The organism is Natronobacterium gregoryi SP2, assembly GCF_000230715.2.
GTDB classification, from domain to species: domain Archaea; phylum Halobacteriota; class Halobacteria; order Halobacteriales; family Natrialbaceae; genus Natronobacterium; species Natronobacterium gregoryi.
Map to the genome: position 1 here is coordinate 3,718,474 of NC_019792.1, position 20,453 is coordinate 3,738,926.

General features: G+C 62.4%; 22 protein-coding genes and 1 tRNA gene. 14 read left to right on the forward strand and 9 right to left on the reverse strand.

Going from position 1 to position 20,453, the window contains the following annotated elements:
• Positions 1 to 12: 12 nt before the first annotated feature.
• The gene (locus NATGR_RS18250) at positions 13 to 195 is read right to left on the reverse strand and encodes a hypothetical protein (protein ID WP_005575986.1); all 183 of its coding nucleotides are present in this window, start codon (positions 193 to 195) and stop codon (positions 13 to 15) included.
• A 407-nt stretch (positions 196 to 602) separates the two neighbouring features.
• Here NATGR_RS18250 and NATGR_RS18255 point away from each other — a divergent pair, with 407 nt between their 5' ends.
• The 4 genes from NATGR_RS18255 (at position 603) to NATGR_RS18265 (ending at position 5,284) form a co-directional block, all read left to right on the forward strand.
• Positions 603 to 3,728: an adenosylcobalamin-dependent ribonucleoside-diphosphate reductase gene (locus NATGR_RS18255; protein ID WP_005575987.1), complete on the forward strand. Its 3,126-nt coding sequence runs from the start codon at positions 603 to 605 to the stop codon at positions 3,726 to 3,728.
• Positions 3,729 to 3,808: 80 nt separating this feature from the next.
• Entirely contained in the window at positions 3,809 to 3,946 is a 138-nt protein-coding gene (locus tag NATGR_RS20050) for an HVO_2523 family zinc finger protein (RefSeq protein ID WP_005575989.1), read from the forward strand.
• 76 nt (positions 3,947 to 4,022) lie between these two features.
• Positions 4,023 to 4,733: an RAD55 family ATPase gene (locus NATGR_RS18260; RefSeq protein WP_005575991.1), complete on the forward strand. Its 711-nt coding sequence runs from the start codon at positions 4,023 to 4,025 to the stop codon at positions 4,731 to 4,733.
• Positions 4,733 to 5,284, forward strand: a complete 552-nt coding sequence (locus NATGR_RS18265) for a hypothetical protein (protein ID WP_005575992.1) — start codon at positions 4,733 to 4,735, stop codon at positions 5,282 to 5,284. Before NATGR_RS18260 ends, NATGR_RS18265 begins: the two co-directional genes overlap by 1 nt.
• A gap of 13 nt (positions 5,285 to 5,297) precedes the next feature.
• Here NATGR_RS18265 and NATGR_RS18270 read toward each other — a convergent pair whose 3' ends face one another.
• Positions 5,298 to 6,017, reverse strand: a complete 720-nt coding sequence (locus tag NATGR_RS18270; protein ID WP_005575994.1) for a TVP38/TMEM64 family protein — start codon at positions 6,015 to 6,017, stop codon at positions 5,298 to 5,300.
• A 90-nt stretch (positions 6,018 to 6,107) separates the two neighbouring features.
• On the opposite strand from NATGR_RS18270, the gene NATGR_RS18275 reads away from it, so the two are divergent.
• Positions 6,108 to 6,515, forward strand: a complete 408-nt coding sequence (locus tag NATGR_RS18275; RefSeq protein ID WP_005575996.1) for a DUF5830 family protein — start codon at positions 6,108 to 6,110, stop codon at positions 6,513 to 6,515.
• A 106-nt stretch (positions 6,516 to 6,621) separates the two neighbouring features.
• Here NATGR_RS18275 and NATGR_RS18280 read toward each other — a convergent pair whose 3' ends face one another.
• The gene (locus NATGR_RS18280; RefSeq protein ID WP_005575998.1) at positions 6,622 to 7,824 is read right to left on the reverse strand and encodes a DUF7115 domain-containing protein; all 1,203 of its coding nucleotides are present in this window, start codon (positions 7,822 to 7,824) and stop codon (positions 6,622 to 6,624) included.
• A gap of 103 nt (positions 7,825 to 7,927) precedes the next feature.
• On the opposite strand from NATGR_RS18280, the gene NATGR_RS18285 reads away from it, so the two are divergent.
• From NATGR_RS18285 to NATGR_RS18295, 3 genes are all read left to right on the forward strand, one after another.
• Positions 7,928 to 8,078, forward strand: a tRNA-Met gene (locus NATGR_RS18285).
• A gap of 294 nt (positions 8,079 to 8,372) precedes the next feature.
• The gene (locus tag NATGR_RS18290; protein ID WP_005576000.1) at positions 8,373 to 8,627 is read left to right on the forward strand and encodes a hypothetical protein; all 255 of its coding nucleotides are present in this window, start codon (positions 8,373 to 8,375) and stop codon (positions 8,625 to 8,627) included.
• Positions 8,628 to 8,868: 241 nt separating this feature from the next.
• Positions 8,869 to 9,720: a CheF family chemotaxis protein gene (locus tag NATGR_RS18295; RefSeq protein WP_005576002.1), complete on the forward strand. Its 852-nt coding sequence runs from the start codon at positions 8,869 to 8,871 to the stop codon at positions 9,718 to 9,720.
• Positions 9,721 to 10,199: 479 nt separating this feature from the next.
• On the opposite strand, the gene NATGR_RS18300 is transcribed toward NATGR_RS18295, so the two are convergent.
• The 3 genes from NATGR_RS18300 to NATGR_RS18310 all read right to left on the reverse strand — a co-directional run bounded on the left by NATGR_RS18300 (position 10,200) and on the right by NATGR_RS18310 (position 13,654).
• Entirely contained in the window at positions 10,200 to 11,867 is a 1,668-nt protein-coding gene (locus tag NATGR_RS18300; protein WP_005576004.1) for a gamma-glutamyltransferase family protein, read from the reverse strand.
• A 62-nt stretch (positions 11,868 to 11,929) separates the two neighbouring features.
• Entirely contained in the window at positions 11,930 to 12,988 is a 1,059-nt protein-coding gene (locus NATGR_RS18305; protein WP_005576005.1) for a DNA-methyltransferase, read from the reverse strand.
• 96 nt (positions 12,989 to 13,084) lie between these two features.
• Entirely contained in the window at positions 13,085 to 13,654 is a 570-nt protein-coding gene (locus NATGR_RS18310) for a hypothetical protein (protein WP_005576007.1), read from the reverse strand.
• A gap of 358 nt (positions 13,655 to 14,012) precedes the next feature.
• Between NATGR_RS18310 and NATGR_RS18315 the strand changes: the two genes are divergently transcribed.
• Together NATGR_RS18315 and NATGR_RS18320 are read left to right on the forward strand one after the other, a co-directional pair.
• Complete coding sequence (locus tag NATGR_RS18315; protein WP_005576010.1) at positions 14,013 to 14,663, forward strand: hypothetical protein; 651 nt, start codon at positions 14,013 to 14,015, stop codon at positions 14,661 to 14,663.
• A 77-nt stretch (positions 14,664 to 14,740) separates the two neighbouring features.
• On the forward strand, positions 14,741 to 15,265 hold the full coding sequence (locus tag NATGR_RS18320) for a GNAT family N-acetyltransferase (RefSeq protein WP_015233913.1): 525 nt from the start codon (positions 14,741 to 14,743) through the stop codon (positions 15,263 to 15,265).
• Between the two features lie 67 nt (positions 15,266 to 15,332).
• Here NATGR_RS18320 and NATGR_RS18325 read toward each other — a convergent pair whose 3' ends face one another.
• Together NATGR_RS18325 and NATGR_RS18330 are read right to left on the reverse strand one after the other, a co-directional pair.
• Positions 15,333 to 15,920, reverse strand: a complete 588-nt coding sequence (locus NATGR_RS18325; RefSeq protein ID WP_005576013.1) for an NADPH-dependent FMN reductase — start codon at positions 15,918 to 15,920, stop codon at positions 15,333 to 15,335.
• A 46-nt stretch (positions 15,921 to 15,966) separates the two neighbouring features.
• Positions 15,967 to 16,896, reverse strand: a complete 930-nt coding sequence (locus NATGR_RS18330; RefSeq protein WP_005576016.1) for an HhH-GPD family protein — start codon at positions 16,894 to 16,896, stop codon at positions 15,967 to 15,969.
• Positions 16,897 to 17,180: 284 nt separating this feature from the next.
• On the opposite strand from NATGR_RS18330, the gene NATGR_RS18335 reads away from it, so the two are divergent.
• The 4 genes from NATGR_RS18335 to NATGR_RS18350 all read left to right on the forward strand — a co-directional run bounded on the left by NATGR_RS18335 (position 17,181) and on the right by NATGR_RS18350 (position 19,995).
• Positions 17,181 to 18,038 (forward strand): triphosphoribosyl-dephospho-CoA synthase, encoded by an 858-nt coding sequence (locus NATGR_RS18335; RefSeq protein ID WP_005576017.1) that lies wholly within the window; start codon positions 17,181 to 17,183, stop codon positions 18,036 to 18,038.
• Positions 18,035 to 18,607, forward strand: a complete 573-nt coding sequence (locus NATGR_RS18340) for a DUF447 domain-containing protein (protein ID WP_005576019.1) — start codon at positions 18,035 to 18,037, stop codon at positions 18,605 to 18,607. The genes NATGR_RS18335 and NATGR_RS18340 overlap by 4 nt, the downstream gene beginning before the upstream one ends.
• A 67-nt stretch (positions 18,608 to 18,674) precedes the next feature.
• A complete protein-coding gene (locus NATGR_RS18345; RefSeq protein ID WP_005576021.1) occupies positions 18,675 to 19,658 on the forward strand; it encodes a hypothetical protein in 984 nt (327 codons plus the stop codon).
• 145 nt (positions 19,659 to 19,803) lie between these two features.
• On the forward strand, positions 19,804 to 19,995 hold the full coding sequence (locus NATGR_RS18350; protein ID WP_005576024.1) for a 30S ribosomal protein S17e: 192 nt from the start codon (positions 19,804 to 19,806) through the stop codon (positions 19,993 to 19,995).
• A gap of 80 nt (positions 19,996 to 20,075) precedes the next feature.
• Here NATGR_RS18350 and NATGR_RS18355 read toward each other — a convergent pair whose 3' ends face one another.
• On the reverse strand, positions 20,076 to 20,333 hold the full coding sequence (locus NATGR_RS18355; protein ID WP_172636018.1) for a hypothetical protein: 258 nt from the start codon (positions 20,331 to 20,333) through the stop codon (positions 20,076 to 20,078).
• Positions 20,334 to 20,453 lie beyond the last annotated feature (120 nt).

Consider the following 20,453-nt stretch of genomic DNA (forward strand, 5'->3'; position numbering starts at 1 on the left):
TGCTCGTTCCGATCAGACGCCGGGGAGCAACTCGAGGGTCCCCGTCGCGTACATCGCTGCCAGCACGACTGCAGCGACGATACCGACTCGGACGGCGAGTTTGATCGCGATTCGGATCGCAATGACGGCGACCGCGAAGGCCGCGAGGGCAGCCAGCACGAGGAGGGCCGTCGAGGATGTCAATGGCTCGAGCATACCTCCACTCCGTCCCCCAGTGCCGTAATCTTTCTGGATGTCGTGACTGAATCGAAAGCGAAGAGGTCACCAGAGTGTCTGAAAGAGAAAGCCGCAGGAGGGCGAGGTGATGAGTGACAGTTTCGTCCACTTTCAGGGTGCTCTGTAAATCGTTAAGGCCACCGCGGACGTAGGACCCAACGAGGAAAGACACGGCCGTCTCGCCGGCCGCGGTCGACTGTCGAACAAATTCCACAGAGACATCTATGAAAGCCACGTTGCACTAATCCAATAAAAATGGGACAGCTAGGACAGGTTTATGAGGGATGCACGAATACCGAACCTTCGTTACGAATGATGAGAGCCAGGACCCGGACCCACGGCAGAATCGTCACCCAGCGAGGGGTTAGCAGCGAGGTGTGTCGCGCATGAGCCAGAGCGACCTCAGCGCGGAGGAACTCACACTCCCGATCAAGCGAACTGAAGGAGAGACTCTCGAGGAGCGGCTGACCGGCAACGCCTACCACAATATCCTCCCGGCTCGGTATCTCCGCAAGGACGCCGACGGGGACCTCATCGAGGAACAGGAGGACCTCTTCGAGCGCGTCGGGAAGAACATCGCGCTCGCGGAAGCCGTCTACGAGGCCGAGAAACAAGGCGTCGAGATTACGGTCACGCCCGATCAGCTCAAGCCCGACCACCCACGGCGCGACGAGCTCGCCGCGGACGTCTTCGGCGCGGGCGTCACTGCCGACGACGACGCCGAAACGACACTTTCCGTCTACAACGTCAACAAGTTCGCCTACGAGACCGTCGTTCCCGACCTCCCCGACGACGTGCAGCCACACGTCGAGTCGGTCGCCGAGGAGTTCCAGGGGATGATGGCAAACCTGGATTTCATGCCGAACTCGCCGACGCTGATGAACGCCGGCGACGAGCTCCAGCAGCTCTCGGCGTGTTTCGTCGACTCTCCCGAGGACGACATCGACGACATCCACCAGACCGCCAAGGAAGCCGCACAGGTCTTCCAGAGCGGCGGTGGCATGGGCTATGCCTTCTGGCGGCTCCGCCCCTACGGCGACGCGGTCGGCTCGACCGGCGGCATCGCCTCCGGGCCGATCACGTTCATGCGCACGTACGACCAGATGTGCGAGACAATCGCCCAGGGTGGCGCGCGACGGGGCGCACAGATGGGCGTCATGCGCGTCTCCCATCCCGACGTCATCCAGTTCATCCACGCCAAGAACAAAGATGTCTCGCTGGCAGAGACGCTGCGGCTCAACGACCCCGACGACTACACGCACACCTCCTTCCAGGACGCCTTAGCGGAGGCCCGTGAACTCATCGACGACGAGGGTCGAGTCCCCAAACACCTCCGGAACGCCGTCGAAGGCCACCTCTCGAACTTCAACATCTCCGTCGGCATCACCGACGACTTCATGGAGGCCGTCCAGAACGGCGAGAAGTTCACGTTCACCAACCCCCGCACCGGCGAACCACATATCGCGACCGAAGAGACCAAAGAGCTCTACGAGATGTTCGGCCTCGGCGAACACGTCGAGGTCGGCGAAGAACTATCAGTTCCCGCAGAAGAACTCTGGGACGACATCGTCGAGGGCGCCCACGAGAACGGTGAACCCGGCGTTATCTACCTCGAGCGCGTCAACAAACAGCACTCGTTCGATATAGATAAGCACCCCGAACATAGAATATTAGCGACAAATCCCTGTGGAGAACAGCCGTTGGAGGAGTACGAGGCCTGTAACCTCGGTCACATCAACCTCTCGACGCTCGCGGACCTCGAGGCGCCCGACTGGCGCGTCTGGTACGACGAGCACGGCGACGAGTACGACTCGATCGAGGAGGCCGTCGACGCCTTCCTCACGGAGGCAGTCGACTTCGAGGAGTTCGACCACCGTATCGAGATGGGGACGCGCTTTTTGGAGAACGTCGTCACCATGTCGGATTTCCCGGTCGACAAGATCGAACAGAAGGTCCGGGAGATGCGCAAGATCGGGCTGGGCATCATGGGCCTCGCCCAGTTGTACATCCAGCTCGGAATGGAGTACGGTAGCGACGCCTCCAACGAGGTCGCACGCCAGCTGATGACCCACATCAACCACACCTCGAAGTGGGCTTCCCACGAACTCGCCGAAGAGCGCGGGAGCTTCGAGGAGTGGGGCAAGTCCAAGTACGCGAGCCCGACCGAGTACCGCGAGTGGTTCGAGCACCAGACCGGCCTCGAGGCCGACGACTGGGCGGACGGGTTCCCGATCCGGAACCACAACACGACGACCATCGCACCCACGGGCACGACGAGCATGGTCGGCAATACGACCGGCGGCTGTGAGCCGATCTACAACGTCGCCTACTACAAGAACGTCTCCGACGACGTCCAGGGCGACGAGATGTTAGTCGAGTTCGACGACTACTTCCTCCGTGTGCTGGAGGACAACGATATCGACGTCGAGGCGGTGAAAGAAGAGGCCCAAGAGCAGATGGCAACAAACCAGTTCAACGGCGTCGAGGGCCTCTCGACCGTTCCGGACGCTATCGGCGAACTGTTCGTCACGACCGGCGACCTCTCGGCGAAAGAACACGCCGGTATCCAGGTCGCCTGCCAGGAGGGCGTCGACTCCGCGATCTCGAAGACCGTCAACGCCCCCAACGACTCGACGGTCGAAGACGCCAAAGAGGTCTTCGAGTACATCTACAAGCACGGCGGCAAGGGCGTCACCTACTACCGCGACGGCACCCGATCGAAGCAGGTGCTGACGACCCGTGCCGACAACACCGAGTTCGCCGACGAGACCGAAGCCGCGGAGACGCTCGTCGAACAGATCGACGAGATCTTCGGCGGCCTCGAGGAGTTCCTCGAGAGTGAAGAGGTCACGGACGTTCTCGGAGAAGGCGTCGGCGAGGTCGGTGGCGACGGCACCGAGCCCGTTCAGGTCGACTTCACCGAGAAACGCGACCGGCCCGACGCCCTACAGGGTGTTAGCCAGCGCATCGACACCGGCTACGGGAAACTCTACGTGACGATCAACGAGGACCCCGAGACCGGGCAGCCGTTCGAACTGTTCGCGAACATCGGTCACTCGGGTGGCTTTACCAACTCCTTCACCGAGGCGCTGGCGAAGGTCATCTCGACCTCGCTGCGCTCGGGCGTCGACCCAGAAGAGATGGTCGACGAACTCTGCGGTACCCGCAGCCCGAAGATCGCGTGGGACAAGGGTGAACAGATCCAGTCGATTCCCGACGCAATCGGCACCGCGCTACGACGCTACCTCGACGACGAGATCGACAAGCCGTATCCGACCCAGCAGACACTCGAGGAGTCGGCGGAATCGCCGGGATACGACGGTCCACAGACCGACGGTGGCACTGGGACGGCACCTGCCGCGAACGACGCGGACCCGAACCAGAGCCAGGATGCGACCCAGGATCTCATCGATGCTGGTGAATCCCCCGAGTGTCCCGACTGTGGCTCGCTGTCGCTGTACTACTCCGAAGGATGCAAAACCTGCGAATCCTGTGGCTGGAGCGAGTGCTGACGTAGTCGCCTCCTGACTGCCGTCTCTTCTCTCGGCGAACGCTCGAAGCACTTAGCACGCCACAACGCTAACAGCTGCGTATGGGAGCCGACGACGCTGGCAAAGAGACCGGTGGCCGGCCGTGTCCACAGTGTAGTAAACCGTTGTACGAACGCCACTGCAAGTACGTCTGTCCACAGCACGGAGTCGTCTACGACTGTTCGGACACGTTCTGGTAGCAGGAGTAGTTGGATCTCCTGATATAATATTCCATTGCCAGAACGTATTTAGCCGTGAAACCCCCTCGATTCAACGATGCGAGTACCTACGGGCGTACCGGGGTTCGACGAGCTGGTCGACGGTGGACTGCTGAAGGATCGGCTCTATATCATCAGCGGCCCGCCAGGTAGCGGAAAAACGACCTTCTGCGCGCAGGCGCTCACGAAAGGCGCACTCGAGGGTGAAACCGGCCTGTATCTGAGCATGCACGAGTCGAAACAGGAACTCGTCACCGACATGTCGAACTTCGAGTTCGGGTTCGAGCAGGCGCTGTCCTCGGGCAAGTTGAAGTTCCTCGACGTCTTCGACGCCGAGACGAAACGGCTGCTGTTGTCTTCCTCTCACTCCAACGCGGATCGGCCCTCGAGCGTCGAGAACCTCTCGAACAAGCTCGTCTCGTTCGTCGAGTCGAAAGGCGTCGACCGCCTGGTGATCGACTCGACGATGCTGCTCGAGTACTACTTCTCCGACGAGACTGGGGATCTGGTGACGTTCCTGACGAAGCTCAAGCGGGCCGATGTCACCGTCTTGCTGATCTCCGAGATGACCGATCCGACCTCCTACTCCGACGGCCACTATCTCGCCCACGGCGTCGTGTTCATGCACAACTACCTCGAGTCGGGGGGGATGACTCGCGGCCTCCAGCTCATCAAGATGCGGGGGACGCCGATCGACTGTGACATCCGCGAGGCCGAGTTCACGGAGAACGGGCTCTGTGTCGACCCGACCGAGAAGATCAAGTCCTGATGTACGAACGCAACTTCGGCACCGATTGGGAGACGCTCGAGGATCGCGACCACGTTATCCGTCGGGCGTTCGCACTGGGAGTTGCGGAACAGTTGGGATCGGAGCACCCCGGAGAACTGGAGCGGCTCACGGAGGCGGTCGATTCGACGTACGATCGGAGTTTCGTCGAGATTGCTTACCAGAAAGGCAAGGAGAAAGCAGGTGCAAAGCGGCCCCGCGCCGAGCGCGACGAAGACATCTGGGAAGAACTCGTCGAGGAGAAGACGACGATCGATCCGAGCGAGACGCCGGCGTCGACCGAGTTCGACGAGACGTTCGGACTGCCGCGGCCGCTTCGCGGACTCGACATCGACGCATTCTACGTCGACAGTACGCGACGGATTCGCCGGCCGACGTTTCTCGAGCGCCAGGCTCCAAAGCCACGGTCGAAGTCGGCCCAGGACCAGACCGAAGAGGACCGCGAAGACGACACGTCTTCGAACTGGTGGGATGCCAACGTGAAGCGAGACATGGCTTCGGAAACCGACGGAAACCGCGACGCCGAGAATTGACGACGGAAACTGCTTAACCGCCCGGCGGGCGACTCGAGGACTGTGACTGGTGATTGCGTCGTCGACGCTGCAACAGACGGTACGTCGGCTGTGCGAGCAAGACGACGGCACCGAGTGCACACGCGACTGAGAGTGCCAGCCCGACTTCGCCGAGTCCACCGGTCGTAGCCGTCGAAGCTGACGCGCCGACGACGACCGCAGCGACGGTCCAGGGTACCTCCCCAAGTACGGTCCCTGTCACGAAGTGCCGGAGTCGGACGCCGCTAATCGCCGCAGCAGCAGTCGACACGTCCGACGGTATCGGTGCCAGCCGCGACGCCGTGACTCCTCGAAGTGGACCGGTAGTCTCGTAGTATCGGGCGACCACGTTGCCGGCCCGCTCGAGAATATCGTCGTCACAGGCCGTCCCTCTGCCGTCGTCGGTCGTGAGCCAGCGAACGGCGAGAAACACCGGGAGGACGGTCACGACGACGCCGACGAGAGCGACCGGAACGCCGAGGGCGACGCCGTAGCCGTAGCCGACGACCATCGCGAGCGGCGTCGTCGGCCAGGCAAACGCCGGCCGGATCAGATAGAGGCCGGCCACGGCCAGAGCGAAGAGAGACGGATCGTTCGAGATCGACTCGATAATTCCAGTGGCTGCCGACGGCGACAGCAAGAATCCGGCAACGACAACCACGCCGGCGACGACGACTCCAGCTATCGCCCGGCGCGAGACCGACGGCAACGACATCGATTCGAGTTCTGCCTCGAGTGTTGAAGGCTTTGTGCTCGCCGGCCGAGCCCAAAAGACAGTAGTCGGTACGGACCGACATCTCGGTCGATGCCTGGCGACGACGGGAGCGAGACGGAAGGCGACGGCGGCGGCCGTGAGTACGACGACGACCGGGTCGCACTCGGCCTCGCTCTGCTCGAACGACTCGAACACGAGTCACTTCCGCTTCCAGCCGTCGTCGATCGGATCGAAACCGTCACGGCAGATCCAACAGTCACTCGAACGATCCTCGACGAGGCCGAACTCCGTGGGATTATCGACCGTGAAGACGGTATCGTTCGCCCGAAGAGCCGCCAGTACGTGCGGTTCGGTAGTGAGGTGATCACCAAGGAAGGCGAGTTCACTTGCAAGCGTTGTGGGTCGGAACTGTCGACCGGTCACTTCGTCGACCTCGAAGCGGGCGAACTCGGACCCTTTGGCTCGTCGTGTATCCGGAAGGTGACGGGAAGAGAGTGAGACGGTTTGCTGTACGTTATTTCCGGTGCAACCACGTCGCTTTGGGTCGTGATCGGGCTGAGAAACCGTTACAACGATCCGTCAAAGTCGAACGCTTGCGACCGGACTACCGGCCCTGGCGGAGTTCGGCGATCAACTGCTCGATCATCTGTCGTTGCTCGTCGATGACGTCACTCTGGCGCTCGACGGCGTCCTCGAGTGCGTCGATACGCTCGAGGAGTTCGGGGTCCGTCTTCGTGGTCTCCGCGTCGCTTGCACTCGAGTCTGGGTCAGCTGTCGCCGGTGGCTGCGTCCGAGAGTCAATATCTTTCGATTCCGCGTCGAAGACGTTTGCGGTTTCGACGGTTGCGGGCTCGAACTCGTCGTCGATCTCTTCGGTTCGAGACTCGGTACGTTCGGGTTGCTGTTGACTGTCCGTCTGTGTCCGTCGCTGGGTGGTCGATCGGGGCTGTTCGGATCGGTCACCTGTCGTCTTGACGTCGGCGTTGTCGGCAGCGAGCGGGTCCGTGGTCGACTCCGTGGTCGGCTCCGCGCTTGCGTCGTCCTCCGCCGTCGTCACGTCGGGTTCGACGGCGTCTTGCTCCGAGGAATCTGACGAAAGCGGGTCGACGCTGTCGCCAAAGTCCATCGAAGCAGTACGGTCTTCGGACCCGTCGTCCCAGTCTTCGTTCTCACCGACCAGCTCGTTGAGTTCCTCGAGTGAGTCGACATCGTAGTAGTCGAACAGCGCTCGCTTGAGTCGCTCGCGGAGGTCGTTTGCCTGCTCGTTGGGAGCCTTGATCCGCTGTGGGCGGCCGTCGACGGTGAGAACGATCTGGGTTGCGACGCTACCATCCTCGAAAGCGAGTTCGGTCACATCCGAGAAGTGATACTCCTGGTAGTCCTCGTCCCAGACTGCCCCGCCGATGTGTTTGACGAGCCGTTCGCTGGTGATGATCAACGTGAGTTCACTAAACCGGTATGTTTGGACGACCGTCTCGCCTGGTTCGGTAATTTCGTTACCGTTCAATATACCGGCAAGCACCGGATGGAGGACGGCGTCGGTCTTACTCGAGGGAATCGTGAACTTCTGGGTGCCCTCGAGTGAGTACTCGAGGGTGAATTTGGTCTTTCGACGGCCTTCCGAGAGTGTCAGTCGGTCGGCGTCGTGGCTATACTCCTCGACCGATTCGTCGCTCAGGAGTCCGTCGGCACGGTAGACGAGTGTACGCGTAGAGGTAACGAAAAGTTCGTCGTCGCCGCCGAGAGAGACTCGCGCTGCGATCTCTTCACTGCCGAGAGTAGACTGGACGATGCCGGGAACGCTCATGGCGAAACGTTTCGCAAGGCCCTGTGATAAATCCGTGGGTCCCCGTTGCACAACGATCTCGAATGAGAAGGTTAAAGAGCCAAACCGCACAACGGAAGAGTGAGCCCGGGTGGCTTAGCTGGACATAGCGCCGCACTCATAGGGTTCAGAGATTCGGTGCGGTACGCCTTGGAAGCCTCCGTGTCCCCACGAGGACCGCCGAGCCTCGAACCTGGGACATGCGGAGATCGAGGGTTCGGAGCCCTCCCCGGGCACTAACGTTCTACGCGATGTCACGAACGGAGTGAGTGACGAGTCTGTAAGTCAGTGCCCGCGAGGCGACGAACCCGTAGGTCTTCACCGAGCGCAGCGAAGTGAAGGCAGGAACGACTCGCTTCGCTCGTCTTTCCGTGGTTCGGAGCTCTCCCCGGGTACTACCCAGATTCGTTACATGCCCACATGAGGAACTCTCCTTACCGGGAGTCCCATGTGTCTGTTCGACACGATATTTCCCACGAACTGGAACCCGCGGTCGATTTAAGAGAGCGTCGTGCCAACAGTCGGCTGTCATGACGACCATCGAGCGACGGATTAACCTCCGTAACGACCTCGGACACGACGTTCCGTCCGAAGTGCCAAACGAGGCCGCTCTCCAGGTGGCCTACGGTGAGGGGAGTCGACGGACGGTCACGATCGAACACGGGCAAGACGAGTGGGTCCTCGAGTTCGAAGATGGGCGCTGTGTCGACCGAGATCCGCCGACGCGCCCGCTTCCGGAGTGGATCGACGACGCGCTGGATCTGGTGAGCGGAGAGCTACGGTAAGGCCGCTCCGGGTGTCCGTCGTTTTCGCGTCAGAGACACCGTCTCGCTGACGTCTCTCGACAAAACATCTAATGAGTGTTATATCAGGTGTTGGATTATCTGACTCTTGCCGTTCATTCGATTGGCAACAACTCGTGGTGGCTACGGGCCGGGACAATTCGACCGATATGATTCACGGGTCGAAATGGCGAATCGAGACTTAACACTTAATTGATGATGCACGGATTGTCGGATAGGTCGTATGGGAGACTCCGTCATCGCGGACTTTACCGGCCGGGTCGTTACGCCCCGAATGGGGGGCAACAAGCCGGTTCGCTGTCGAGTGCTCCTCACCCACGACCGGCTCGTCGCGGTCTCGAGCAACGAGAAGGTCGCGATTCCGGCCGATCGGATCGTCCACGTGTCGATGAACTCGATTTCGGGGAAGCTCGAACGGTTCTTCTCGAACACGATCACTATCAAGTACAGGACGAAAAAGGGCGGTCGATCGCTCCACATCGAAAAAGAGGGAGCGATGGCCGAGAAGTTCCGGCTGCTGTTGACGAACCTGTTGCTTCGCGGGACGACGGTCGTGCTGTACCATCCAGCGAGACGCAGTGGCCGGATGCTCGAGCCGTCACCGCGGCGAGCCAAGATTTCAGCGAAACGCGGCAAAGCGGTGTTTTCCACGAAGAAAGGGTCGCTCTCGATCGACCTGTCTTCGGTCGTCCATCTCCGGTACGAGACCGAGGAGACGTTTCGGACCAGCTACCCGTCCGTCGAGTGGACCTACCGGAACGGGACACGGCCGACGACGACGATCGTTGCTGCCCCCGACACTCGGAAGCTACAGCTTCTCGGGCAGTACCTCCAGAGCGACTACCGTGACACTCGCGGGAAAGCGGAAAAGCTCGCGCTCTCGACGGCCGAAGAGAACGCGCTCAGCGCCATCCAGGTCGGACTCGAGCCCGATTCTATCCCGAACGTGCTTCCGGAAGAAGCACCGTCGACAGCCGACGTGATCGAGACACTGGGCGAGAAAGGACTCGTCGAACGCGGCAAGGGTGGGTTTCGGACGACGATTCTGGGGGAAATTACGCTCCGCGCTCGCTAGTACCGTCCCAACCGTCGACTGACGGGTCGAATCGAGCGACACCGCCAGATTCGACCCATCAGTTCAGGCTTGGCCCGCCACTAGTACTCCGCCAAGCGTGGACTGCTGAGTGAACCCAGACGACTGCATTCGGTTTCACTCATCCGTTCAGGCTTGCCAAAGCACTAGTACCGTCCCAAGCGTGGATCAACTAGTTGAGAGCTGGCCCAAACCAATCACGATTCTCGATGAAAAGTAGAGTGCACTAGTCAGAGTAGACTTGGGACGGTACTAGTACCGTTCCACGCGTCGATCGCTACGTCGAACCGGCCCCATACGGTCGGGTTCGATACAGCCGTGCAGGCGTGACCCGCCACCGGTGGCAGTGTAAACACGAACTGGCAGGTGAACCGCCTCGGGGTCAAGCCCCGAGGCACTCGCCTTGTTTATCTGTAAAAACGGTAACTGGCCGCCGATCTCGCGTCCCGGCGCTAGAGGGGCTAGTACCCGATCGCGACGCCGTCTTTTCTCGGCTCCGTCGCTCCAGCGAGCGTGTCACCCTGCCGACGGACGAGTTGTGCGCCGCCAAACATCACGGGCGGCAAGATGCCGACATCGTGGCCTCGCCGCGCGAGTTTTGCCTTCTTCGGCAGCCGTTCCTCGACGCCGACGGTTCCGTCCTCGCGGTAGCGCCACCGTGGTGCGTCGAGTGCAGCCTGGGGAGTCATCCCGTAGTCGACGAGGTTCGAGACGACCTGGACGTGGCCCTGGGGCTGCATGTATCCCCCCATGACGCCGAAGGCCATCCAGTCGTCCTCGTCCAGTTTCGCGACCGCCGGCACAAGCGTGTGAAACGGCCGTTTGTTCGGTTCGAGGCTGTTGGGATGGTCGGGGTCGAGCGAGAACGAGGCACCGCGGTTCTGCAGCGCGATGCCCGTCTCGCCCGCCACGAGTCCGCTCCCGAAGCCGGCAAAGCGGGAGTTGATGTAGGAGACGAGATTCCCTTCCTCGTCGCCGACGGTCAGCAGGACGGTGTCTGCGTCCTCGGCATTTGCGTTCGGGACACCGACCTCGGGGTTCGAAATCGGCTCGTCACCGATCGCCTGTGCGCGCTCGCGGGCGTAGGACGTGGACTCGAGCGGTGGGATCTCCGCGAACTCGGGGTCGGTGACGTAGTGGTGGCCGTCGACGAACGCCAGTTTCATCGCCTCCGTGAAGGCGTGGATTCGGTCGGGCGAGTCGTACTCGTACTCGCCGGCACCGATCTCCTCGGCGACGTTCAGCGCCTCGAGTGCGAGCAGCCCCTGGTTGTTCGGCGGGAGTTCGTAGATCTCGGCTCCGTTGTAGGTCGTGCTGACGGGGTCGACGAACTCGGGTTCGAAACTCGCCAGGTCGTCGTGGGTCATGAAGCCGCCGGCAGACTGGATCTCCGCGACGATCGCGTCGCCGATCTCACCCTCGTAGACGACGTCGGCACCGTGTTCGGCGATTTTCTGGAGCGACTCGCCGAGCCGCGGGAGCGTGACTGTCTGGCCCGGATCGGGGCTCTCGCCGTCGAAGAGGTAGGCCTCGCGTGCGTGATCGTCGGTAAACAGCTCCTCCGCGCCCGTCCAGTGGTGGGCGATGACCTCCGAGACGGGATAGCCTTCCATCGCGTAGTGGATCGCCGGCTCGAGAACTTCTCTCAGACTCAGTCGTCCCAGTTCCTGAACCGTCGTCTCCCACCCGCGTGCGGTACCGGGAACCGTGACGGCGTGTGGTCCGAGAAACGGCATTCCGAGTTCGTCGGTGTCCTCGTCGCTGTCGACGGCGTAACCGCGGGATTCGGGATAGTACGGCTCTAGGTCGTCGGTCTCCTCGAGTGCTCCTTTTACGTTCTCGATGGTCGCCTCTGCGGGAGCGTGACCACAGGAGCGCATCGCTCCGACCTCGCCGTCTGCGGTACGGTAGAGCGCGAAGACATCGCCGCCCAGTCCCGTGGAGGTCGGTTCGACGACGTTGAGCGTGGCTGCAGTGGCGACTGCGGCGTCGAAGGCGTTCCCACCGTCACGGAGCACGGAGAGGCCGGCTTCCGCGGCGAGGGGCTGGCTCGTCGCGACCATTCCCCGGTTCCCGTAGGCTGTCGAGCGTCTCGAGTCGAAGCGATCCAGATCGATAGAGTCGTCCATAGGCGTGTGAGTGTAGACGACACCCAAAAACGCTAGTGAAGCAGCCGCTTTCTGCCGGGTTCTCACTCGAGTGTGAGCGGCACGTGCTCGGCCAGATAGCCAGTCGACTCGTCGTCGTCCAGCCGATCGATTCCCGCCACTTCGCGGAACTGTAGCCCGCGTTCCATCTTCGTTACGACCGGCGTCTCGTAGTGGTCGGCCTCGTAGCCGAACTCTTTCTCCTCCTTGCGGCGACGGTCGACGAATTCGCGGTGGCGCTCGAGACGGGCCCGTCCGACCGACCGCGAGAGATCGGGTGCGGCCGCGACGCGGTCCTCGAAGACCTCGAGAAACTCCGACTCGAGTTCGTAGCCGACCGAGTTCCGGCCGGCACACATCGCCGCAAGCGACGTGGTGCCGGTCCCCCAGAACGGGTCGAGCACGGTGTCGCCGTAGGCCGAGTACATACAGATCAGCCGATAGGGAATCTCGAAGGGATACGCAGCCGACCGATCACGAAGTTCGTCGTCCTCGAGGACCTGCAGTTCGCCCCTGACATCGGTCCAGACGTCCGAGAACCACTGGTTTCGCTCCTCCCAAAAGTAGGCCGCCTCGTAGCGACGATCGGCCTTCGGCTCGAAATCGCGTTTCTCCCCGCCCTTGCGGAAGATCAGGACGTACTCGTGCTCGAGCGTGACGTAGGCGTTCGGTGGCAGCGTACCGCTACCCATGAACTTCGCGGCACTGTTGGTCGGCTTGCGCCAGAGAACGTCCGGCAACGGATCGAACCCTCGCGACTCGAAGGCCTCGAGCACACGGGCGTGGTTCGGATAGACCCGAAAACTGTCGTCGATCGACCGCGTCGCGTCGCCAACGTTGATACAGGCAATGGCCCCGTCGACGAGGACCCGCTCGAGTTCGTCCCAGACCCGATCGAGCTGGGCGTGCATCGCCTCGAACGCTCGGCGACCGTCCCCCGACTCGAGAGCGTCGCCGACGGCAGGATCGAGATCGGTAAAGAGGTCGTCCCACATCTCGATCATCGGATACGGCGGCGACGTGACGACGAGTTCGACGGTGTCATCTTCGATGCCAGAGAGATCGCGGGCGTCGCCGACGAAGACTCTATGGGTCGTCTCCATTGGTTTCACACTGTCGGCGTCGCCCTCTTAGCTCCTTCGTGACCGAGAGACGAAACCGGGCCGGCCACAGACCGACGTGAGAGAAACGAGAGAAAACTACCCTTCGGTCTCTTCGGTTTCGTCTTCCCCTTCCGCGTCGCGCTCGTCTGTCTCTTCGGCTTCGTCCTCGTCACCGCCGACGTCGGTCGCTGGCTCGAACTCCTCGATCGGCTCCCACTCTTCCTCGTCGCTCTCGCTCAGACGCCGCCGAAGAATCACGGCACCGGCAAGAATACCCAGTCCGAGCAGGATTCGTGGAAGCATCGAGGACCCATCCTCCTCACCCTCGTCTTCCATCTCCATCAACTCGCCCTCGTCTTCGTCTCCGTCTTCCTCAGTGAGCCCGTCCGTCCGCTCGACGGCCTCTTCGACGACCTCGGGTTCCTCGAGTTCGTCGAGAGAGCGCTCCAGCAACTCTCCGGACTGCTGGCCAACGAGGTAGCCGACCGCCGCACCCAGACCGAACACCGCACCTGCAAGCGGGAGTCGACTCGAGCGAGGGGAGCCTTCCGTCTCCTCGACGGCCTCGAGAATCGACTCACGCAGCGGACTATCGAGTCCCTTGCCGACTGCTTCCTTGACGACGAGTTCGGACAGCGTCTTGTCCTGTTGCTCCGTTTCCGGCATAATCCGCACGGACCACTTCGGTGCATATAATCCTGTTCAACGTTTCGACTGATTCAGCGGCCAATGACGGCGTTATCGATTCCCTACTCACCGAAACTGGCGTTGGACGGTGCCAGGTGAGGAAGTAACAGAAGTGTTACTACCGAACGAAAGCGAGCACGGTGTGGTAACACGACCCCCGAACGCGCCGTTCCGGAGTCGGTATCCGAGCGGGCGTCCTCGAGACGAGCCGAGATCATCGATCGAGTGGGGACGAGTCCAGAAACAGCAGGTTACCCACCTATGAAGTTTCGAACGGAGCCCGTTCGAATCGAGTAATGTCTTGCATAACGAAACGGGTAGTCGACTATCGGAAAGTATGAGCGTCATTCGCCAACCCGGCGTGCTCGGGCGAACGACCCGACGCCGCGTCGTCGGCACCACCGCTGCGATCTCGACGGCCACGCTCGAGTCGGTCGCCGTCGGGCTCTGGTTCTGGCTCGTCGCCGACGCACAGACGGCGTCGACGGCGCTCGCCGGCCTCGGGATTCTCTTCTGTGGCGCGCTCCTGCGAGCAGGTCTCTTCGAGGCCACCGTGAGTACGCTGGGTGATCTCCTCCAGCCACGCCGGCTCACCGCTGCGGTCGGCTTCACCGCCGGCTGGGTCGTCTGGCTGCTCGTCGCCGACACCATCGGCGGTCTGGCCGGCGTCGTCGTCGCCAGCGCCGTCCTGATCGGGTTCTTCGTGGGACAGTTCGCGTTCGAGCGACACGTCTTCCGAATCGACGCCGACGACGTTCCGTCGACCTCGCTTCTGATCCCCGCTGGATTGCTCTCCGTCGGCGCAACGACGTTGCTCGCCTCGAGTCGACTCATCGAGTGGACGCTCGTCTCACCGCCGATGTCGCTCGAGGTGACGACGTTCGTGATCCAGCTCGAGGCCGTCCACCTCGGGATCGTCGCCTTCGCGTTCTGTGCCTTCCTCGCCCACCAACAGCGGTTCGATCGGCTCCTCGCGAACGGCTGCTGAACGATCAGTAGACGATCGGTGAAACTCGTGTTTCGTATCGGTGAAAGACTTATCAGGGAAATTACTCTGCTAAAGGTATGGACCGGACAATCCGTCGGGCTACTGCGGACGATATTTCCGGGATTCAACGGGTGGTTGCCAATTCGTGGAGAGATGCCTACGACGGCCTGATTAGTGAGGAACAGCTGGTCGAACTGACCGACAGGCCTGCCGAGTTCTATCCGGAAGAGCGGTTCCAGCGAAAACTCAACGACGAGGAACTCCTCTTTTTCGTCGCTCTCGCCGGCGACGAGGTTGCAGGACTGATCAACTTCTGTTGGGGAGAGGACAATACACACGAGTTCGTCGAGTCGGATGGCTGCCAAATTCGATCGCTCTATCTCGACCCGAGATTCTGGAGAGAAGGGATTGGGACGTCGCTGTTCGAAACCGGACGCGAAGCGATCCCGGGGGAGATCGACGAGTTGTTCGTGGAAGTTCTATCCGCCAACGAACGAGGTCGTGCATTCTACGAGTCGATCGGATTTACCCAGATTGACCACCGGACGGTTACATTATACGGCGAACCGCTGGAGACGCAACTGTATCGACGAGAGACGTAAATCTGGCTGCCGTTCTCGTGGCGATCGCACGACGGCTGTTCGATCGGAATGCAGCGACGGTCAGCCGCTACTTCCCCTCCGCACCCACGTTCTGGTCGCTCTCGAACGAGTCCGGTTCCGGTTCGATGTTCGCGTACTGGACCGCCCGCCGGCCGAGCGTCACGACCCGCTGCTCGAGTTTCTCGTCGACGAACGAGCCGTCCTCGAACGCCGACCCGGAGTTCGGGATCGCCGCCTCGTGTGGGATCACCCACGCGTTCAGCGCCCGACAGACCGACCGCAGGTGCTCGAGCGCCAGCACGGGAAAGGCCCCACCGGAGACGGCGAGCAGCCCGACGGTCTTGCCCTCGAACTCGTCGAACCCGCAGTAGTCGAGCGCGGTCTTCAACGGTGAAGAGTAGGAGCCGTGGTACATCGGCGAGCCGAGCACGACGGCGTCGGCCTCCCGGACGCGCTCCGCGAGCAGGTCGGCGTCGCCTGCCTCCTCGCGGTCGCAGTCGGCGTCGAAGGTGGGGAGGTCGTACTCCCGGAGATCTATCAGTTCGGTCGTCGCCCCCGCTTGCTGGGAGGCCTCGAGCAGTCGCTCGAGAGCGATCCGGGTCTTGCTCGCTTCGCGGAGGCTGCCCGAGATGGCGACGACGTGAACGTCGGACACATCTTCGACAACGGGAGCCAGCAGGAAGATAGTGTCGCCGACGGCGTCAGCGCCGCAGTCGTGCGACGACCTCGCCGTCGCTCCGGTCGACGTCGACGAGTTCGTCGTCTTCCAGATCGGTGAGCAGCCCAGCGAGCCACTCGCGGCCGTACTCGCCGTCGGGCGCGTAGTCGACGCGAATTCGCGGGCCGAGTTCGTCTAACTCGAGTTCGTCGTACTCTTTCAGCGTCGAGATAACGCGACCGCGGAACTGGCGGCGGCTCCCCTCGAACGACGGCTGGGTCGGGACGTCCGGTGCGGTGAAGTCGCCGCTCTCGTAGGCCGAACACCACTCCCGCCAGGGACAGCCGGCCTCGTCACAGCTGGGCGTCTGCTCGCAGGCGACCCCGCCCAGTTCCATGATCGCGTTGTTCCAGACCCGCGAGCGTCCGTCGGGCATGAGCCCGCTGGCTTTCGCTTCGAAGATCGCGTCGTCGTCCGACACGTCGAATGCGCGATAGAGGACGCGCTTGACGTTGGTGTCGACGACCGCGTCACCGTCGTTGAACGCGAAACTCGCAACCGCGTTCGCCGTGTAGGGACCGACACCCATCAACTCCTGGAGTTCCTCAGGCGTCTCCGGAAACTCCCCGTCGTAGTCGGTCTCGACCTGGGCGGCTGCCTCGTGGAGGTACTTCGCCCGGTTGTTGTAGCCCAGACTGTAATCCGTCCAGAACCCCACCACATCGGCCCGGTCGGCCGCCGCCAGCTCCGCCGTCGTCGGCCACCGCTCGAGGAACTCCTCCCAGGCCTCGAGGACGCGTCCGAGTTGGGTCTGCTGGCTCATCACCTCGCTGACGAGGATCTCGTAGGGGTCGTCGGTGCGTCGCCACGGAAAATCGCGATGGTCGTCCTCGTACCACTCGATTAGCGCTTCGCGGACGGCCTCGAGATCGTCGGGGAACGCCGGCTCCGGTGGGGCCTCCGTCTCGGTCATCGACGGCAGTTGGGCAACGGACGGTTTAGGGGTGGTGGTCCTGCTCGAGTGATCTCGAAACGATCGGACACTCGATCGCTCACGCCCTCCTATCGTGGCGACGCTTCGTCGCCACGTCCTTCCCAGCCGACTTCTGCTCACGGTTCGCGACACTCCGTCCCGCTGTTCACGTAGCCCTCACACAGGATCGACCCGCGGCCCACTCGCCGTTCACCGCGACTCCGTACGTGCCACGCCAACGAATCCTCCAAAATCCTAAGCCCACCCAACCACTCCCTCGAGACATGCAAACGCCAGCACAGAACGCACGCCTGGCACTCTTGCTCGAGGTCGCGGGCACGCCCAAACCGGGCAACGTCGACCGCCGTCGCGACCTCGCGGACCTCCGATTCGAGCACTTCCTCGCGGGGACCGTCGGGACCGAAACGGGGCTCGAGATGGCCCAGGACGGCGAACCCGTCGGACGCGCGTTCGAGCGAGCCGTCAAGGGAATGGCCGCCCAGGGTGGCGACAACACCCAGTTCGGCGCACTGCTGTTGCTCGTTCCGCTCGTTCGAGCGGCCGCGGACCACGAACGGCTCTCGCCGTCGGCCGTCGACTCCATCGTCGAGGAAACGACTGTCGCCGACGCCGCCGGCTTCTACCGGGCGTTCGACCACGTCGACGTCTTCGTCGCCGATCCGCCCGAAGAGATGGAACCGCTCGACGTTCGGCGAGGATCGAACGCGGTGCCGGAACTCGAGGACCGCGGACTGACGCTTTCGGACGTGATGGACCGTAGCGTCCCGGGCGACGACGTGGCACGCGAGTGGGGAGAAGGGTTCGAACGCTCGTTCGCAGCAGCCGACCGACTCGTCGAAGCCGGCGGCCCAGCGACCGACCGTGCCGCAAGCGTCTTCCTCTCTTTGCTCGCGGACCGACCCGACACCCTCGTCGCGAACCGGAGTGGCGAGGACGTCGCCCGAGAAGTGAGCGAACGCGCCGACGAGCTAGTGGCACGAAACGCCCTCGAGACCGACCGCGACGCCGTCGAATCGTTCGCGGCCGATCTCGTCGACCGTGGCATCAATCCGGGGACGACGGCGGACGTTACCGCTGCCGGACTCTACATTGCACTCGAGCGCGGAGAGATAGAAGTATGACCGACGACCCAGCGTGGCCGGTCTCCCTATCGGGCGTCACCGAAACCGTCGTCACGACGCTTGGGCCGAACGGCCTGTGGAACGCCGCCCCACTGGGCGTCTTCGCCGACAACCCCGCCACCGCGACGACCTGGGGGCGGACGCGAACCCGTGGCAACTTCCACCGGCAGGGCGAAGGCTACGTCCAGTTCGTCGACGACCCTGTCGTCTTCGCCGACGCCGCGCTCTCGATCGACGAGCACGACACCCCCATCCTCGAGTCCGCCTGCGCCTGGGCGCGCGTCGAGGTCGAATCGGTAGAGACGGGACGCGAGAACGGGACCGAGTGGGAGGAGTGGCGACTCGAGCCCCTCGAATCCGCAATCGAGAAAACGACAATCCCGACGATCGACCGTGGGTTCGGGGCCGTGGTCGAGGCCACCGTCGCCGCCTCCCGGCTGGATGTCTCCGGCTACGCCGAGGCGGAACTTCGCGACCGACTCGAGTACGTCGCCTCGGTCGTCGACCGGGCCGGCAGCCCTCGAGAGAAGGAAGCACTCGAGCGGATTCGTGCTCACTCGGAGTGGTAACAATCAACACATCTAGCTCATCTTACACTTCCGCGAGTTCATAACCCATGCCGGGGCCACCGATGGTATGGCGTTACACTTCAGACGCGCGACGACCGTCTTCAGACAGACGCTGCCGTTCGTCTTGCTCAGAATCGGCGTCGGGCTGGCGCTCGGACTGTTCACTATTATCTACTTCGGGGTCGTCGTCTGGATAGGGACGCGACTGCTCACGACAGGAACGATTTCCGGCTGGATCGCCGGAATCGGAGCACTCGTCGCGATTGGCCTGTTCGTCTGGGGCTGGCGACTCGCCAGCACGTACGTGCTGTACCTGGTCAAAGCCGGCCACATCGCCGTCATCGCACACGCGGTCGAAACCGGTGAAGTACCGGACGAACAACTCCGATACGGGAAAGCCCAGGTCACAGACCACTTCGCCGAGGCGAGCGCACTGTTCGCTCTCGACAAACTGGTGAAAGCCGCCATCGAGCAGTTCAACGACAGCGTCGTCTCGGTCGCCGACCGACTCGGTGCCGTCCCGACGCTCGAGAAACTCGTCCGCGTGGCCGGCAAAGCAGTTGCAGTCGCCGCCTCCTACGTCGACGAGGCGATCATCGCGTACCTGTTCACCGAGCGAGCCGGAGACGACCCCTGGCAGTCGGCGAAAGACGGTGTCGTGCTGTACGGCAAAAGCTGGAAGTCCGTCCTCGGCTCGACGATGCTGATCGTCGTCGGCCTGTACGCCACCGCCGTCGGACTCTTTCTGGTCTTGAGTCCGATCGCGGGCGTCCTCGCCGGGCTGTCGCCGACGTTCGAAGTCGCAGGCTGGGTCGTCGTCGCCGGACTCACACTCACCGTCTACGAAGGCCTCCTCAAACCCTGGGTCAAAACCGTCGTCATCACGACGTTCCTACTCGAGTCGCGTGACCGAACACCCGACGAGGCGATGGCTGATCGGCTCGCCAGTCGTTCAGAGACGTTTCGCGAGTTGAGCCAGCAAGCCGACGACAGGACGGCAAGCGACGCTGACAGCCGTCGGCAGCCGATCACCGAAACCAGCCCCCCGTAAACCGCCCCAGAGCAAGACGACTCGAGAAGCAACAACTTCCGTCCGACTCCCGAGACGCCCGCCTCGCTCATCTGTCGAAGACGGACGGCTGCGTTGGACGACCAAAGAGAAAGGGATTAAGACCCTCTGGACGGAACCCCCCTACATGGCAATCAAACCGGCCTACGTCAAGAAGACTGGGACCCTCCTCCTGGAGCGGTACCCGGACGCGTTCACGACCGACTTCGAACAGAACAAAGACAGCGTCGCAAAACTCACCAACGTCGAATCGAAGGGCGTCCGCAACCGCATCGCGGGCTACGTCACGCGAAAGAAAAGCGCTCAGGTCCCTGCCTAACACGGTTCTTCTGTCTCGAGTTCAGCACCCGGCAAGCGACCAGTATCGAAGTGGAGTCAAGTCGACTCGAGTCGAAATCGTTAGTGGTCGAAGCCGGGCTCCATGTAGACCGCGGCGACCAGCGACGTCACCGACACCAGAAAAAGAAGCATGAAGCCGGCCAGTCCGGATACGACGTCCAGGTCCATTCCCACCACCACGAGCTCGCTTCCCTGGTAGCCGGTCCAGCCAACGACGATCGCGAGGAGAAACGAGATCGCCGCGAGCGCAGCAGCGCCCATACTGAACCGGGTATCGAACAACTCCGCGTCGCTCGAACTCGCAGTCGCGTTCGTCACCGCGACCACCACGCTGACTCACAGCAGGCACCCGTCTCGAGTTGGTGTTGTCGTTGCATCGATCCCTAGCTGTCACTCCGATTTCTTAATCTCTTCTATATGGAGCTCCGACAACCGCCT

Coding starts and splice junctions, on each gene's coding strand:
- NATGR_RS18250 (WP_005575986.1), bottom strand. CDS start 195: ATGCTCGAGCCATTGACATCCTCGACGGCCCTCCTCGTGCTGGCTGCC.
- NATGR_RS18255 (WP_005575987.1), top strand. CDS start 603: ATGAGCCAGAGCGACCTCAGCGCGGAGGAACTCACACTCCCGATCAAG.
- NATGR_RS20050 (WP_005575989.1), top strand. CDS start 3,809: ATGGGAGCCGACGACGCTGGCAAAGAGACCGGTGGCCGGCCGTGTCCA.
- NATGR_RS18260 (WP_005575991.1), top strand. CDS start 4,023: ATGCGAGTACCTACGGGCGTACCGGGGTTCGACGAGCTGGTCGACGGT.
- NATGR_RS18265 (WP_005575992.1), top strand. CDS start 4,733: ATGTACGAACGCAACTTCGGCACCGATTGGGAGACGCTCGAGGATCGC.
- NATGR_RS18270 (WP_005575994.1), bottom strand. CDS start 6,017: ATGTCGTTGCCGTCGGTCTCGCGCCGGGCGATAGCTGGAGTCGTCGTC.
- NATGR_RS18275 (WP_005575996.1), top strand. CDS start 6,108: ATGCCTGGCGACGACGGGAGCGAGACGGAAGGCGACGGCGGCGGCCGT.
- NATGR_RS18280 (WP_005575998.1), bottom strand. CDS start 7,824: ATGAGCGTTCCCGGCATCGTCCAGTCTACTCTCGGCAGTGAAGAGATC.
- NATGR_RS18290 (WP_005576000.1), top strand. CDS start 8,373: ATGACGACCATCGAGCGACGGATTAACCTCCGTAACGACCTCGGACAC.
- NATGR_RS18295 (WP_005576002.1), top strand. CDS start 8,869: ATGGGAGACTCCGTCATCGCGGACTTTACCGGCCGGGTCGTTACGCCC.
- NATGR_RS18300 (WP_005576004.1), bottom strand. CDS start 11,867: ATGGACGACTCTATCGATCTGGATCGCTTCGACTCGAGACGCTCGACA.
- NATGR_RS18305 (WP_005576005.1), bottom strand. CDS start 12,988: ATGGAGACGACCCATAGAGTCTTCGTCGGCGACGCCCGCGATCTCTCT.
- NATGR_RS18310 (WP_005576007.1), bottom strand. CDS start 13,654: ATGCCGGAAACGGAGCAACAGGACAAGACGCTGTCCGAACTCGTCGTC.
- NATGR_RS18315 (WP_005576010.1), top strand. CDS start 14,013: ATGAGCGTCATTCGCCAACCCGGCGTGCTCGGGCGAACGACCCGACGC.
- NATGR_RS18320 (WP_015233913.1), top strand. CDS start 14,741: ATGGACCGGACAATCCGTCGGGCTACTGCGGACGATATTTCCGGGATT.
- NATGR_RS18330 (WP_005576016.1), bottom strand. CDS start 16,896: ATGACCGAGACGGAGGCCCCACCGGAGCCGGCGTTCCCCGACGATCTC.
- NATGR_RS18335 (WP_005576017.1), top strand. CDS start 17,181: ATGCAAACGCCAGCACAGAACGCACGCCTGGCACTCTTGCTCGAGGTC.
- NATGR_RS18340 (WP_005576019.1), top strand. CDS start 18,035: ATGACCGACGACCCAGCGTGGCCGGTCTCCCTATCGGGCGTCACCGAA.
- NATGR_RS18345 (WP_005576021.1), top strand. CDS start 18,675: ATGGCGTTACACTTCAGACGCGCGACGACCGTCTTCAGACAGACGCTG.
- NATGR_RS18350 (WP_005576024.1), top strand. CDS start 19,804: ATGGCAATCAAACCGGCCTACGTCAAGAAGACTGGGACCCTCCTCCTG.